Below are 14,223 nucleotides of genomic sequence, written 5' to 3'. Positions count from 1 at the left end.
GGATTGTAACGACTGCAATCACGAAATTTTCGAACACGTCCGCTTCGACCCATCAAAACTACCGTGAGCCGAATCCTTTTCTCGTCCCTCTTCGCACGCTATAGCATGCCAACCGCGCCGTATCCGCTCACGCGCTATCTCGGTATCGACTCGGCCAGTTCCCCGACCATCGCGGTCGATGGGACGCTCGTCTTCCTCGCCGACACGACGGGGACGCCCCAGGTCTGGTCGCTCGACGATTCGGATTCGTTCCCGAAGCGACTGACGAGCCACGACGAGCGAATCTCGTTCGTCTCGGCGTCGCCCTCGCGCCCGGAGGTCGTCTTCGGCATGGACACCGGGAGCGACGAACACGACCAACTGTACCGCTACGACCTCGAAACGGGGACCGAAACGCCGCTGACGGCGACCCCGGAAGCCATCCACCAGTGGGGCGGCTTTAGTCCGGACGGCGAACGAATCGCGTTCACGGCCAACCGCCGCGAGGGATCGACGTTCGACGTGTACGTGCAGGGCCGCGACGACGAATCGGCCACGCTCGTTCACGAAGGGGCGGGCGGCTTTCTGACGGTCGAAGCATGGGGCGAACCCGGTCTCGCCCTCTCGAAGGCGAACGCCAGTTTCGATCAGAACTTGTTCCTGCTCGATCCCGAAACCGGGGAGCATCGGCGACTTACCGACGACACCGACGCGCAGTATCACAGCGCGCGGTTCGACGTCGACGGGAACTGCTACTGCGTGACGAACCACGATTTCGACACGACCGCCATCGCCAGACTGGACCTCGACGATGGAACTCTCACGACGGTCGAGGAGGGCGGCGACTGGGACGTTTCTCACTTCTCGCTCCACGGTGGAACGGGTCGAGTCGTCTGGGCACGCAACGTGGACGGCTACTCGGAGGTGCACGCGGGCAAACTGGACGCCGAGGCCGATGTGATCGAGCGCACGGCGACGCCTCACTTCCCCGATGGCGTGCTCTTCGGTGCGGGATTCGGTCCCGACGGTGAGCAGTGCGCACTCACGTTGAGTCGGAGCGACGACCCGCAGAACGTTTTCGTCCTCGATCCGGAGGCCGGAAGCGTCTCGCAGTGGACCGACTTCGGCACGCTCGGCATCCCACGCGACACGTTCCTCGAACCCGAAACGGTTCGGTTCGAATCGTTCGACGGGCGTGAGATTCCGGCGTACTGGACGCTCCCGCCGAACGCCGAACCCGGTAACACGCCCCCGTCATCGTGGACATCCACGGCGGCCCGCAGCACCAGCGCCAGCCGTGGTTCTACCCGACCAAGCAGTACTTCCTCCAGCAGGGGTACGCGGTTCTCGAACCCAACGTCCGTGGCTCGTCGGGCTACGGCGAGGCCTACGCTCATCTGGACGACGAGGAAAAGCGCATGGACTCGGTGGCCGACATCGAGGCCGGTGTCGAATGGCTCCACGCGCAGGACGCCGTCGATCCCGACCGAATCGTCGCCTACGGCCGCTCCTACGGCGGGTTCATGGTCCTCGCGGCGATCACGGAGTACCCGGACCTCTGGGCCGCCGCCGTCGAGTTCGTCGGCATCGCCGATTTCGAGACCTTCCTCGAAAACACGGGCGAGTGGCGACGGAGTCACCGCGAACAGGAGTACGGTTCGCTGGACGACCCTGAACTCCTCGAACGGATCAGTCCGATTCACGACGCCGAGAAGATCGACTGCCCGCTGTTCATCCAGCACGGCGCGAACGACCCCCGCGTCCCCGTCGGGGAAGCCGAGCAAATCGCCGAGAAGGTCCGAGAGCAGGGCCTCCCGGTCGAAACCTGTATCTTCGAGGACGAGGGCCACCACACCACCTCCCGCGAAAACCTCGTGGAGGAGTTCGAGCGGATTTCAGCCTTCTTGGACGAACACGTGTAGATCGAATTGCCGTGTCGGGACGGCCACCTATTTTCATATCATCGCTCTCACCGTTTTGATTCCAACCGCGATTCCCACTCTCTCAACCGATTCCCGCCGTTTTCGTTCCCGGGTTACTGGCAGTATTTCTACACAACAACCAGTACCCTGCGAGTAAACATACGAGGCGGAGGATTTGGGGTGAACGGGAAAATTACGACAGCGACTGGCGCGAATCTCGATGAGGCGAGCGAATGAGCGCGATCTGGAACCCGAAGACTCGGGCGACGTTTACCGCAGTCGGATTGGGATTTGGAGGGTACGCGTTCGCGGTCATCGTCGTCCTGTTCACGGCGATTCTGTTTTCCGCGGCCGGTATCGCCCTGCTCTCCCGACCGACGTTGCTCGTCGCGGTTTCGATCGTCATGGGACAGGGCGTTTCCTTCGGTCTGTTCGCACTGGCGTATCTCCACTACACGGGACGCGGCCTCGGCTACATTCACGCACGGATTCCGACGCTCTCGGACCTCGGGTGGACGGTCGGCGGATTCGCCGTCTTCTACGGCGGTCTCATCGTGGTGTCGCTCGTGCTCACGACCTTCGGGATTCAGTCGGCACAGAACGAACTGGCGGCCATCGGGGAACGCGACCCGAACGTGTTTTTGCTCCTGATTCCGCTCTCGTTCCTGCTCATCGGACCCGGCGAGGAACTGCTGTATCGCGGGGTGGTCCAGGGGCGTCTCCGGGAGTCGTTCGGACGGTGGCCCGCCATCGCGCTGGCGAGTCTGATCTTCGCGCTCGTCCATTTCTTCTCGTTGCAGGGCGCGGGAAAACTCGTCTATCTCGCCATCCTGCTCGTGCTCTCGCCGGTCCTCGGTGCGGCCTACGAGTACACGCAAAACCTCGTCGTCTCGGCGCTGATCCACGGCGCGTTCAACGCGATTCAGTTCGCGCTCGCCTATCTGATGGTGACGGGTCAACTCAACCCGTAGTCACTGATTCTCGCTTCCCTGCCAGCGAACGACGAGAAATTCGGTGTAGCCACCGTAGGCGATTTCGAGCGACCCGACCCACCAGTTCCACTTCTCGGGGAGGGACATGTCGTCCGGTGCGTCCTCCAGATGGCCGACGATGGCAGACGCGGTGAGTTCGATGCCCGCGTGTTTCCGATACCGGCCCGAATCGGACAGGTCGCGGGCTTCCCGGACGACGACCCTGCGTGCACCTTCCGGTGCGTCGAATCGCTCGCGTAGCCGTCGGTCGAGTTCGCTCGGGTTCATTTTTAATATCGTTCCGTGCGTCGATTCACACATGCCCACGGTCTTCGCGGTAGACGAATACGAGGCACAGGAGTACGACGCGGTGCTCGTGCAGGAAAACGCGGTCGTCTGTATTAATGCTGACCCACCGCTGGCCCGCGTCATCCCGTTCCAGAAGGTGAATCACGTCGATTCGGACCCCGAACTGCTCCTCACGGATTCCGAGGTGCCGGATTCGTTCTTCGGCGGCGCCGAGTACGCGTTCGTCGAGGTCGATAAGTTCGACCGAATCCAGCGCCATCTGGAGGACATCGATAAGGAACAGTACTGATCATCGGGTTTCGTTCCCGAAGATTTCCCATCTCCACCTTTCGTCCCTCACGTGGGACTCGTAGTGTCGTCCTCGTCACGGTGACCCTCGTCCGGGAGATCGGTTCACGTCGTCCTCGGTCCCGTTCCCCGATTCCGTTTTGCCGTCCGACTCCTCCTCGCCATTCGATTCCGTTTTACCGTCCGACTCCGTTTCGTCCTTCCCCAACTCCCCCGCTTCTTCCCATTCGGTCCCCATGTTCACCTTCTCGCTCTCGTCGGTCCGTGGCTCCCCGCTTTCGGCCGGTTCACCCGTCGCGTGCCGTTTCGGGAGCGGTTCTCCCTGTATCAAATCGGGGAGGACGACGCGATTGAACTGGATCAGCAAGACGAGCAACAACGGCCCGAAAAACAGCCCGTACCAGCCGAACAGCAACGGCCCGAAGATGTACGCGAACAGCATCAACCCGACGTGCAACTCCCGTCCCGTGATATATGGTCGGATGACCGTTTCCGCCACGAGGTCGATGACGATGATGAACAGCGCGACGAACGCCACCGGGAACCAGATGGTTCGAATCCCGGTGTCGAGCGATTTGACGAGGAGGTAGGCCGCGATAGGCACGTAGATCAACTTCACCCCGACGATCGGAACGAGGCTAGCGATTCCGGTGAGCAAGCCGAGTAGCGTCGGAAGCGGCACCGCGAGTCCCGGCGGTGCGAAGACGTTGGCGAGGTTGTACACCACGGCGGCGGCGAGGCCGACGACGAAGGCGTTCAGGATGTTGCCGAAGTACACCGTTTGCAGGCTTCGGTCCACCGCAGCGAGGTAGCTGTACGCCGTGCTCCGTTCGCCGCCGATGTCGCGCACGAACCACCGGACGAGTTTGTCGTCGTCCCGGAGCAGGTAGAAGGCGAACGCGAGCGCGACGAACAACTGGAGGAGCGCGGTTCCGAACGCCGCCGCCAAGTCGGCCGCCGTTTTGAGCAGTTCTGGCCCGCCGAACCGCATGATCTCTCCCTGGCTCTGCTGGAGGAGATGGACGATTCGCTGCGGATGGACCGTCAGCGATGAGAGGTCGAAATACGGCCGGAGAACGCCCTCGTACCCCTTCAACGACTCGCCAGCTATCGCCGCCACTTCGACCGCGCTCACGGCGACAGCGTAGGAGATGAGCACGACGACGGGAAGCGCGACCGCTATCAACGACGCGAACGCGGTCAGTCCCGGATGACCGAGTCGGTGTTCGAGACGGTTGTATATCGGCCGCGTCGCGTAGTACATGAACAGGCCGAGTACGAACGTCCCCTCGAACGAGTAGAAGACGAACAGAACGATGATCGCAAGGACGACGCCGACCAACCACCACGCGAGACGCGACCGCTCCATCGGCAGCGCTGTATCGTCAGCCATCTGCGTTCGGGTCCCCACCCATACAGCCCTTACGTGGTCCGTGATTATATCGCTCGGGGTAAAATCGCTGACCTCCTTCGAATCTCGACCAGTCCGTCGGAACGGGAGGTCGTTATTCGGTGACTTCCCTGCCCGGTGTGGCTGGCAGACGGCGTTTGTGGTGAGTTTCGAGGTGTCTGTTGACGACTTCCCAGACCGTCTCTATCGGAATGTCGAGTTCCTCCGCGACCGTTTCCGCCCGGTAGCGTCTGTCCACGACGTAGTGGAGGACCGCGTCGATTCGCTCGTAGGACGCACCCAGTTCCTCTTTGTCGGTCTGCTCGGCCCACAGTCCCGCCGTCGAGGGCTTTTCGACGATCCGCCGGGGGAGTCCGACGTGCCGGGCGAGCGCGCGTACTTCCGTCTTGTAGAGGTTCGCTAACGGGAGGAGGTCACACCCACCGTCTCCGTGTTTCGTGAAGTAACCGAGCAGTTGCTCCGACCGATTGCCGGTTCCGAGCACGAGCCTGGATTGGGTGTTCGCCGCGTAGTACGTGCTGGTCATCCGGAGGCGTGCGATGGCGTTACCGAGCGCTTGCACCCGATCGTCGCGCTCCGCGTCGCCGCTTATCAGTTCTTCGAACCCACGAATGAGCGGTTGGAGGTGAATCTCCTCGTAGTCGATGTCGAGCGCTTCCCACGGTCAGGGCATCGTGACTCCCCGCTTCGGCGGTCAAGTTACAGGGGAGCAGGAGTCCGAACACGCGGTCGGAGCCGAGCGCCTCGACCGCGAGGTACGCAGCCAACGTCGAATCGACGCCGCCGCTCATTCCGACGACGACACCCTCGGCTCCCGACCGTTCGACGTACTCCTCGATGAAGAGCGTGAGTTGCTGATACGTCGCCGAGACGTTTTTTTCGTCGGTCAACATCTCCGCCGGAGGAAGATAGGACGTCGTCACGTTCCCATCCCCCCCACATCACACGGACGACGGCTCACACTGCCAAACGGACTAGAACAACAAAGGGGGCAATTCGGGCGGTATTTGACCACGTTTGTATTTCTGCTCACGAAATAACGAAACAATACGGTAGTATAAAACACTTCTCGTGTGCCAATCCATATTTTCGGATTCTGTAATAGGGCCTTTAATCACGCCGTTTGTGCACGGTGAACATATGTAATTGTGCACAGTGAAGTACGTTCACAGATAGCGCGCGGCTCGAATTCCCGGCCTCGGACATGTCAATTTATAATGTTTACACTCGTCCGATTTAGACACTACATACATCCTATTTCTGTACGCTTTACAACCTTATATGGAATATATTCGATTGTAAAGTGGCTGTTCGTCAACAAAGAATTGATTAACTGGACGCTTGTAAACGATCAATTTTATATCCTTATGAATCACGACTCTATACCGTGGCTTGGATTACGAACGCAGTCAAAATGGGTGAAAAGGCAAACAATCTTGTTATCGATACCCCTCCAACGGGGTTCGAGGAGTGTGACGGCTGATGGTTGACATCGGCACTGTCGCGGACGGAGTCAACAACGTCTGGATACTCACCGTCTCGTTCCTCATCTTCTTCATGCAACCCGGATTCGCCATGCTGGAGGCTGGACAGGTTCGGGCGAAGAACGTCGCGAACGTCCTCATGAAGAACTTGATGGACTGGTCGCTCGGCGTCCTCATCTACTTCCTCGTCGGGTCCGGCATCGCGGCCATCGCCGCGACGTTCCTGGCTCCCGGCGGACTGTCACTGGCCGGTGCGTTCTCCTACGTCAACAGCCCGGATTCGTGGATCGGTTGGCTGTTCGGCGCGGTGTTCGCCATGACGGCGGCGACTATCGTCAGTGGGGCAGTCGCGGAACGCCTGAAGTTCAAGGCGTACCTGTTCTACTCCATCGCCCTGACGGCGGTCATCTACCCCGTCATTCAGGGATTCGCGTGGTCCGACGCCGGTCTGCTGACTGCCGGCGGGTTCCTCGGTCAGGCGGTCGGATCGATTTACGGTATCGCGGACGGCGTCGGTTACATGGACTTCGCGGGCGCAACCGTGGTTCACATGCTCGGCGGCATCGCGGGGCTCGTGGGCGCGTACATGGTCGGACCTCGCCGCGGACGGTTCGACAAGGAGGGAAACAGCGTTCCCATCCCCGGCCACTCGCTGACGCTCGTGATGCTCGGGACGTTCATCCTCGCGTTCGGCTGGTACGGTTTCAACGTCGGAACGCAGGCGACCGTCCTCGATGCGTCGAGCGGTAGTCTGGTCTTCACCGGTGCGCGCTCGGTCGCGTCGCGTTGAATACCACCCTCGGCATGGGTGCGGGTGCCGTCGCCGCGGCGATTGCGACGACGTTCCTCGAAGGCAAACCCGACCCGCTGTTCACGGCGAACGGCTTGCTCGCCGGTCTCGTGGCCGTCACGGGTGCGGTCCCCCACGTCACGTGGTTCGGCGGAATCGCCCTCGGTGCCATCGCGGGCGTGCAGGTGCCCCTCGTCTACCGCTGGGTCGTCGATACGCTCAAAGTCGATGACGTCTGTGGCGTGTTCTGCGTCCACGGAAGCGCGGGTGCGATCGGTACGTGGTTGATTCCGGTGTTTGCCGTTTCCGGCTTCTCGCTCGCACAGTTCACCATGCAGACGGTCGGCATCTTGACCATCGCTATCTGGACGCTCGTCACCTCCTACCTCGTGTTCAAGCTCGCGGAAGTCACCGTGGGCCTGCGCGTGGACGAGGAGGACGAACACACCGGTCTGGACAGCTCCGAACACGGCATCGTGGCCTACCCCGAGTTCGTCGAATCGTTCGACGAAACCGGTGGTGGCTCGCCGACGGGAGCGACGGATGGTCACGCCATCGCGGACGGGGGTGAACACAAATGACCGCCGCGGCCGATTCCGGAATCGAGATGGTTGTCGCGATCATTCGTCCCGACCGATTGGCGGACGTAAAGCGCGCGCTCGTGGAAGCCGGTGCGCCCAGTCTGACCGTCACGAACGTCTCGGGACGCGGCAGTCAACCGGCCACGAAAAGTCAGTGGCGCGGCGAGGAGTACGTCGTCGACCTCCATCAGAAGGTCAAAATCGAGTGCGTCGTCGCGGACACGCCCGCCGAGGACGTCGTGGAAGCGATCCGCGAAGCGGCTCACACCGGCGAACCCGGTGACGGAAAGATATTCGTCCTCCCGGTTCTCGACGCCTGTCAGGTCAGAACCGGGAACCGCGGAATCGACGCAGTGTAGGTTCGGAGCGTCTGTCGGTTCGGCGATTTATTCGGCAACCTTGTCCCGGTCTTCGTTATTCGTTTTTCGTCGTCACTCCCGTTTCCAGCGGAAGCTTCCCGTTCGGGATTGCCCCGGAGCACCAACTTTTACGCTTCGGGTTCCGATATCCGGGACATGACGGACGCTTTCGCGGAACGAACCCGCCGGTGTCAGCAGCGATTGGATGCGGCCGACGCCGATGCCCTCGTCCTTTTCCCGAGCACGAACCTGTTTTACCTCTCCGGCTTCCGGGAACATCCCGGCGAACGACACCTGCTCCTCTTCGTCCCGGAGGACGACGACCCCGTTTTCGTCGTCCCCGACATGTACGGCGAGCAGATAGCCGACGAGTCGTGGATTTCCGACGTTCGGACGTGGAGCGACGGCGAGGACCCGCTCTCGCTCGTGGAATCGGTCGCCGACGAGTTCGGCCTCCACGGCGGCCACCTCCTCGTGGACGACCGGATGTGGGCGCTGTTCACCCAAGGTCTCCGGCGTACCCTCCCCGACGCGACGTTCGGACTGGCCAGCGAAGTGCTCGACCACCTGAGAATGCGCAAGGACGGGGGGGAAATCGAAGCGCTCCGAACGGCTGGCGAGGTCGCGGACCGAGCACGTCGAAATCCGGGAACTCGGCGAGGACGCCATCGGGATGACGGAGTCCGAACTGGCCGCCGAGATCGAAGCCCGACTGTCGACGCGGGGGGCGACGAACTCGCCTTCGACACCATCGTCGGTTCCGGTCCGAACGGCGCGAAACCGCACCACGGCTACGGTGACCGCGAAATCGGCTACGGCGACCCCGTCGTCCTCGACTTCGGCGCGTTCGTTGGCGGCTACCCCGGCGACCAGACCCGAACCGTCGTGTTCGCGGGCGACCCGCCCGAAAGGTACGAAGAGGTACACCGGGCCGTCCTCGAAGCCGAACAGGCGGGTGTCGAAGCCGCCCAATCCGGCGTCACCGCCGAATCCGTGGACCGTGCCGCTCGTGAGGTCATCGAGTCCTACGGCTACGGCGACGAGTTCATCCATCGCACGGGTCACGGCGTCGGGTTGGACGTACACGAAGGGCCGTACATTGTGGAGGGCAACGACCTCGAACTCGAACCCGGAATGGTGTTCAGCGTCGAACCCGGCATCTACCTCCCCGGCGAGTTCGGCGTCCGAATCGAGGACTTGGTCGTCATCACCGAGGACGGCTGTGAGCGCCTGAACGACTCGCCCCGGACGTGGCAAGCGCTCTGAAGACCCGACCTCGGCTCCGGCAATCCTTTCGAAGCGTTACGGACCACGAGTTTGGAACTGACCGTCTTCGACCCATCGCCGCGATTTTTGCTCGACGACCCAGAGCCGATAGCGGCCAGATCGACGACCAAATCAAAAATCAGTGTCTGTGGAAATTTCCCCCTCGATTCTCAGGGGAAACACATATGAATATTTAGATAATTGAATTGAGTATGAATATTGCCTGGTTGCAGGGGGTCTACTCGTGGCTTCGCGGGAACGTGGTTGATACCGAGAACCACGCTGCCCGTCCCGACGGAGGACGTGTCACTGCGACACCGCGCACCGACGAAGCGGGCGAATCGTCGGATACGGACGAATCCGTGCCCGACAGACCGTCGGATTCGGTCGAACCCGGACCAGACAAATCGTCGGACTCGGACGCCCCAGAAATTGGAGAATCGGTCGCCCGGGGGTTCCACGTGGATGAGCAAGTGTTGCTCGACGGAATTCCTCAAGCCGCCTTCATGATCTGTACCGAGGGGAAGATCAGGGCATGGAATCACGAAATGGAAGTACTCACCGGCATCCCTTCTGAGCGTGCGTTCGAACGGACTGATATCGGTATGCTCCTCTACGACACTCCCGAGAAGACGATGATAGAGCAGGTGCTCGCCGCACCGAAGGCGGCCGACGAGGTCTACGGGCTACGGCTCGCAGACCGATCACGGCACCTCTACGTCAAGGAGGACCACGTCGCCGACCATAGCGGTGACGTCGAGCGCTACGCCCGGATTACCGTGATGCCGCTCTACGAGAACGGCGAACTGATCGGCGCTATCGAGATGGCACAGGATCTGACTGATGAGCGCCGACGGCAGGAAGCGACCGAGGCGCTGGTCGACGAGGTATCGGGGACGCTCCGTGCGCTGACGGCCGGAAACCTCGACGCCCGCGCTTCCTTTACCGACAGCGATGCCATCGATTCCCGGCTTCTCGGGGTCGTCGACGAGGTGAACGAGATGGCCGACGATCTTCAGGACGTCGTGGTTCGCGTCGACCAGCAGGCGGCCTTGCTCGGCGAATCAGTCGAACGATCCGTCACCGCCGCGGACGATATCGCTCGCAACGTCGGCGAGCAAAACGACCTGCTGGTCCAGAGCGTCGGCGAGATGCAGACGTTCTCGGCGAGCATGGAGGAGGTCGCCGCTACCGCCGAACAGGTTGATTCGGCCGCCTCGACGGCTCGTGAGGCCGCCAACGACGGTCTCGATGCCTCCGAGGATGCCCGCACTGCTACCAACGAAGTCACCGACATCGGCGAGGACCTCGTGGATAGCGTTACCGATCTCGGCGAACGGATGGACGACATCGAGGACGTGGTCGAGATAATTTCCGACGTGGCCGAACAGACCAACCTCCTCGCCTTGAACGCCAATATCGAGGCGGCCCGCGCGGCGACGACGGCGATGGGTTCGCCGTCGTCGCCGACGAGGTGAAGTCGCTCGCGGACGAAACCCGCCAGCACACCGAACGGATAGCGACGAACATCGACGACTCCAGACCCAGACCGACTCGACGGTAGTCGCCGCCGAGCAGTCCCACCAACGGATAACGACCGCGAGTGGCCAGATTTCGAACGTTCTAACCGCGCTCGAAGATATCGCGAACGCCATCGACGAGTCCGCGAACGGAATCGCGGAGGTTTCGCGGGAGACCAACAATCAAGCGGTGACGGTCGAGGAGTTGACCTCGACGTTGGAGTCGGCACGCGAACACGCTTCGGATACGGAGGAAGCCGCGGACAACATCGTGGCGGCGACGGACGATCAGACCGAAGCCATCGCCGAACTGGAGGCCCGCGTCCGGCGTCTCCGCGACGGCCATTCGGACACCGAGGAGACCGAGACGGCTACCGATTCCGGCTTCGAATTCGGGCGATAACCACTTGCCGCCAATCTCGATCCGTCGCCCCGTTGGGTTTCCCGGCTTCCCGGCGCGTTCGCTCCCTCGATTCGCCTCTCCAAAGCGACGTGGTTTACTCGTTCTCGCGGTAATGCTGGACGTACATCATGGCGAAAATTCCGAATAGTGGAATGACGTTCGCTACCGTCCCGGTGAACTCGTCCATCGGAACGAGTTGGTACAGCGCACGGCTGACACCGCCGAGAACGAGCAGGGAACCGGCGGCCATCGATAATGGACCGTCCGCTCCACGGAAGTACAGTTCCCAAACGCCCTTGAGAACGAACAAGGTTGGGAATAACCACCACACTACGGTTCCGAACGGTGGGTAGAACAGCGGTGCCGCGCCGAGGACGGTGATTCCGGCGATGAGTATCACTAGACGGCCGAAGGGATGGTCGGTGAGTCGGTCCGCGTACTTCACTGCGCTCATGGACTCGTATCGTCCTGTTATCTACCAGTAATCTTCTCGCTGTTAAAAATATACCCCAGCTAATCGGTCATTGGAGATGGACCCGACTCGGACTGCAATTGAACTCCTCCGAACTCACCCACGCTGCGTTCAGAGCGGTCGTTGCGGGTTCACGACCGGTCCCTCCGGTCCGAGACCGACCGTCGCTTCGACGCCGAACACCTCGGCGAGTAGTTCCTCCGTCACGACTTCGTCCGGTGGTCCCCAATCGTAGGGTTCGCCGTCGCGGAGGGCGACGAGGTTGTCGGCGTAGCGAGCGGCCTGCGAGATGTCGTGGAGGACGATGCCGATGGTCAGGTTCTCCTCGCGGGCGAGCGTTTTGACGATTTCGAGGACGTTCAGCTGATGGCGTAGGTCGAGGTACGTCGTCGGTTCGTCCAACAGCAGCACTTCCGTGTCCTGTGCCAGCACCATTGCGATCCACGCGAGCTGTTTTTGTCCGCCGCTGAGGCTGTTCATCTCCTCGTCCCTGAGATGCGTGACGCCAGCGCGTTCGAGTGCGGTATCGACGGCCTCGTGATCCGCTTCCGTCTTCGACTCGAAGAGCTTGCGGTGCGGGTATCGACCGTGGTATGCGAGTTCCTCGACGGTCAGGCTTCCGGGCGACTTGTTCTGTTGTGAAAGGAGCCCCAGTTCCCGTGCGAGTTCCTTCGTCCCGAACGACTGGATGTCGTTTCCGTCCAACCGAACGATACCGTTTTCGGGTTCCAGTTCGCGGGACAGCGCCTTCAGCAGCGTGCTCTTTCCGCTCCCGTTCGGGCCGACGAGCGCGGTTATCTCCCCCGCCGGGAGGACGATGGAGTTACATTCCACGATGATTCCGGAGGTCGGATAGCCGATCGCCAACTCCTCGCCGAACAGTTCGCTCGCGCGCTCGTCCGTCGGCTCTTCGGTTCGTTCGTTCTCCGATTCGTCCGTTCCCTCGTTTATCGTTTGGTCTAGCTGTTTACTCATTCTGATTCCTCCGGCAGGCGTCCGGTTCCGTTCCGGTCGTCCCTTCGTTGGTGGCAGTGGTGTCTTCGTGTGTCATCAGAGTTCACCCATGTTCTGCTGTTTCCGCATGAGATAGAGGAAGTACGGCCCGCCGACGAGTCCGGTGACGATACCGACCGGAATCTGGATCGGCATGAGTGCGAGTCGCGCCCCCACGTCGGCGGCGACGACCAGTGCCGGTCCGGCGAACAGGCACCCGATCATGAGCTTTCGATAATCGCTCCCGACGATGTTCCGGACGACGTGGGGGACGATGAGGCCGACGAAGCTAACGATTCCGGCCACCGAGATGGCGGAACTCGCCGCGATGATCGCCAGTATCGAGAGTCCGAACCGGACCCGTTCGACCGACATGCCGAGCGACCGCGCGGTTCGCTCGCCGAGGAGAAGGACGTTCAACTGCCGGGACACGATCAGCGAAATCGGAATGACGATCAGTGTCGGGATGAGAACGATCCGAACTTGCTCCCAGCCCGTTCCCGTGAGCGACCCCGTGGTCCACGCGAGGGCCTGTTGTACCACGCCGATGTTGTCCGCGAAGAAGAAGAGGCCGCGTTGGAGCGACGAGAAGACCGTGCTGACGATGACACCTGCGAGGACGAGTCGGACGGGACTCGTCCCGCCCTTCCACGCGATGGTGTAGACGATGATGAACGCGACGATACCGCCGAGCGCCGCGAACACGGGGAGGAACAGCGAGAGGCCGCTGAACACGACGAGCGTGAGCAACACCGCGAGTCCGGCACCGCTGCTGACGCCGAGGATGTACGGGCTCGCCAGTTCGTTGCGCGTGACGGCCTGGAAAATCGCGCCCGAGACCGCCAGGTTCACGCCGACGAAGATTCCGACAAGGACTCGCGGAAGGCGCAGACTCCAGACGACCGTCGTGGTGTTGCTCAAGTTCGTACCGTCCGGAATCTCGCCCCCGAACAGGAGCGCCCCGAGTACCTTGGGATCGGCGATGACTTTCGGGTTGAACACGGCGTGCCACGCCTGCGAAAGCGTCGTGGAGTACGCGCCGAAACTGACTTGCACGAGCGCGGAAACGATCACGATTCCGATACTCGCCAGAATGAGCCCCGCCAGTGACCCGTCTATTCGTTCTCCTATCGTCGCCTCGACTTCCTCTGTCATGTGTCCGGCCCCGTACTCGGTTTTTCCATCGTTGTCACTACCCGGCGAAGCGACTCGCGCTTCACCTCTTGTTCATCTTTTAGGTCTGCCTAAACACCGATAAGAGCTTTGGTTTTTCTCCCAGAGCGCTAATTACGCCTCTATCGAGCTCTCACCGTCCACTCCGGGTTTGTTACACGGCTCCATCCTCGATTCGATGGATTACGATTTCGCACTGAAAAGTGATGACTGGGGATCTCGTCGAAATGATATGGGATGACGCGAGCGGTTGATGCCTACCGTGCCCGCGTCGCACTGAACTGGGATATACCTCCGGACGT

The 14,223-nt window shown here is 61.5% G+C and carries 13 protein-coding genes and 2 pseudogenes; 8 read left to right on the top strand and 7 right to left on the bottom strand.

The features are described from left to right. The first annotated feature begins 105 nt into the window (after nt 1-105). Nucleotides 106-1,901 (top strand): annotated as a pseudogene (locus A4G99_RS22360) (S9 family peptidase). A gap of 233 nt (nt 1,902-2,134) precedes the next feature. Further along, on the top strand, nt 2,135-2,872 hold the full coding sequence (locus A4G99_RS22355) for a CPBP family intramembrane glutamic endopeptidase (protein ID WP_066148439.1): 738 nt from the start codon (nt 2,135-2,137) through the stop codon (nt 2,870-2,872). On the opposite strand, the gene A4G99_RS22350 is transcribed toward A4G99_RS22355, so the two are convergent. Continuing rightward, entirely contained in the window at nt 2,873-3,160 is a 288-nt protein-coding gene (locus A4G99_RS22350) for a hypothetical protein (protein WP_066148437.1), read from the bottom strand. A 31-nt stretch (nt 3,161-3,191) separates the two neighbouring features. Here A4G99_RS22350 and A4G99_RS22345 point away from each other — a divergent pair, with 31 nt between their 5' ends. Continuing rightward, nucleotides 3,192-3,470, top strand: a complete 279-nt coding sequence (locus A4G99_RS22345) for a hypothetical protein (RefSeq protein ID WP_066148435.1) — start codon at nt 3,192-3,194, stop codon at nt 3,468-3,470. 75 nt (nt 3,471-3,545) lie between these two features. Here A4G99_RS22345 and A4G99_RS22340 read toward each other — a convergent pair whose 3' ends face one another. The 3 genes from A4G99_RS22340 to A4G99_RS29075 form a co-directional block, all read right to left on the bottom strand. Further along, complete coding sequence (locus tag A4G99_RS22340; RefSeq protein ID WP_066148433.1) at nt 3,546-4,862, bottom strand: AI-2E family transporter; 1,317 nt, start codon at nt 4,860-4,862, stop codon at nt 3,546-3,548. 112 nt (nt 4,863-4,974) lie between these two features. Beyond that, nucleotides 4,975-5,493 carry an NAD(+) synthase gene (nadE, locus tag A4G99_RS29080; RefSeq protein ID WP_255359186.1) on the bottom strand — a complete coding sequence of 173 codons (519 nt, stop codon included), beginning with the start codon at nt 5,491-5,493 and terminating at the stop codon, nt 4,975-4,977. Then, the gene (locus tag A4G99_RS29075; protein ID WP_255359174.1) at nt 5,426-5,773 is read right to left on the bottom strand and encodes a hypothetical protein; all 348 of its coding nucleotides are present in this window, start codon (nt 5,771-5,773) and stop codon (nt 5,426-5,428) included. Before A4G99_RS29075 ends, nadE begins: the two co-directional genes overlap by 68 nt. Nucleotides 5,774-6,362: 589 nt before the next feature. Between A4G99_RS29075 and A4G99_RS30055 the strand changes: the two are divergent. The 5 genes and pseudogenes from A4G99_RS30055 to A4G99_RS28020 all read left to right on the top strand — a co-directional run bounded on the left by A4G99_RS30055 (nt 6,363) and on the right by A4G99_RS28020 (nt 11,283). After that, nucleotides 6,363-7,735 (top strand): annotated as a pseudogene (locus tag A4G99_RS30055) (ammonium transporter). Further along, nucleotides 7,732-8,094: a P-II family nitrogen regulator gene (locus A4G99_RS22325; RefSeq protein ID WP_082837997.1), complete on the top strand. Its 363-nt coding sequence runs from the start codon at nt 7,732-7,734 to the stop codon at nt 8,092-8,094. The pseudogene A4G99_RS30055 and the gene A4G99_RS22325 overlap by 4 nt, the downstream one beginning before the upstream one ends. 156 nt (nt 8,095-8,250) lie before the next feature. Continuing rightward, a complete protein-coding gene (locus A4G99_RS22320) occupies nt 8,251-9,360 on the top strand; it encodes a Xaa-Pro peptidase family protein (protein WP_223302142.1) in 1,110 nt (369 codons plus the stop codon). Between the two features lie 212 nt (nt 9,361-9,572). Then, nucleotides 9,573-10,838, top strand: coding sequence for a PAS domain-containing methyl-accepting chemotaxis protein (locus A4G99_RS22315; protein ID WP_255359171.1), 1,266 nt, complete (start codon nt 9,573-9,575; stop codon nt 10,836-10,838). A 232-nt stretch (nt 10,839-11,070) separates the two neighbouring features. Beyond that, the gene (locus A4G99_RS28020) at nt 11,071-11,283 is read left to right on the top strand and encodes a hypothetical protein (RefSeq protein ID WP_223302169.1); all 213 of its coding nucleotides are present in this window, start codon (nt 11,071-11,073) and stop codon (nt 11,281-11,283) included. Between the two features lie 94 nt (nt 11,284-11,377). Here A4G99_RS28020 and A4G99_RS22310 read toward each other — a convergent pair whose 3' ends face one another. The 3 genes from A4G99_RS22310 to A4G99_RS22300 all read right to left on the bottom strand — a co-directional run bounded on the left by A4G99_RS22310 (nt 11,378) and on the right by A4G99_RS22300 (nt 13,903). Further along, nucleotides 11,378-11,737 carry a hypothetical protein gene (locus A4G99_RS22310; RefSeq protein ID WP_066148432.1) on the bottom strand — a complete coding sequence of 120 codons (360 nt, stop codon included), beginning with the start codon at nt 11,735-11,737 and terminating at the stop codon, nt 11,378-11,380. Between the two features lie 129 nt (nt 11,738-11,866). Continuing rightward, a complete protein-coding gene (locus A4G99_RS22305; protein WP_150123206.1) occupies nt 11,867-12,730 on the bottom strand; it encodes an ABC transporter ATP-binding protein in 864 nt (287 codons plus the stop codon). Nucleotides 12,731-12,805: 75 nt separating this feature from the next. Further along, entirely contained in the window at nt 12,806-13,903 is a 1,098-nt protein-coding gene (locus A4G99_RS22300; protein WP_066148429.1) for an iron ABC transporter permease, read from the bottom strand. Nucleotides 13,904-14,223 lie beyond the last annotated feature (320 nt).

Source organism: Haladaptatus sp. R4, assembly GCF_001625445.1.
Classification (GTDB): domain Archaea; phylum Halobacteriota; class Halobacteria; order Halobacteriales; family Haladaptataceae; genus Haladaptatus.
Note: the sequence above shows the minus strand (reverse complement) of the source record. Positions and strands in the feature narration are given on the sequence as shown.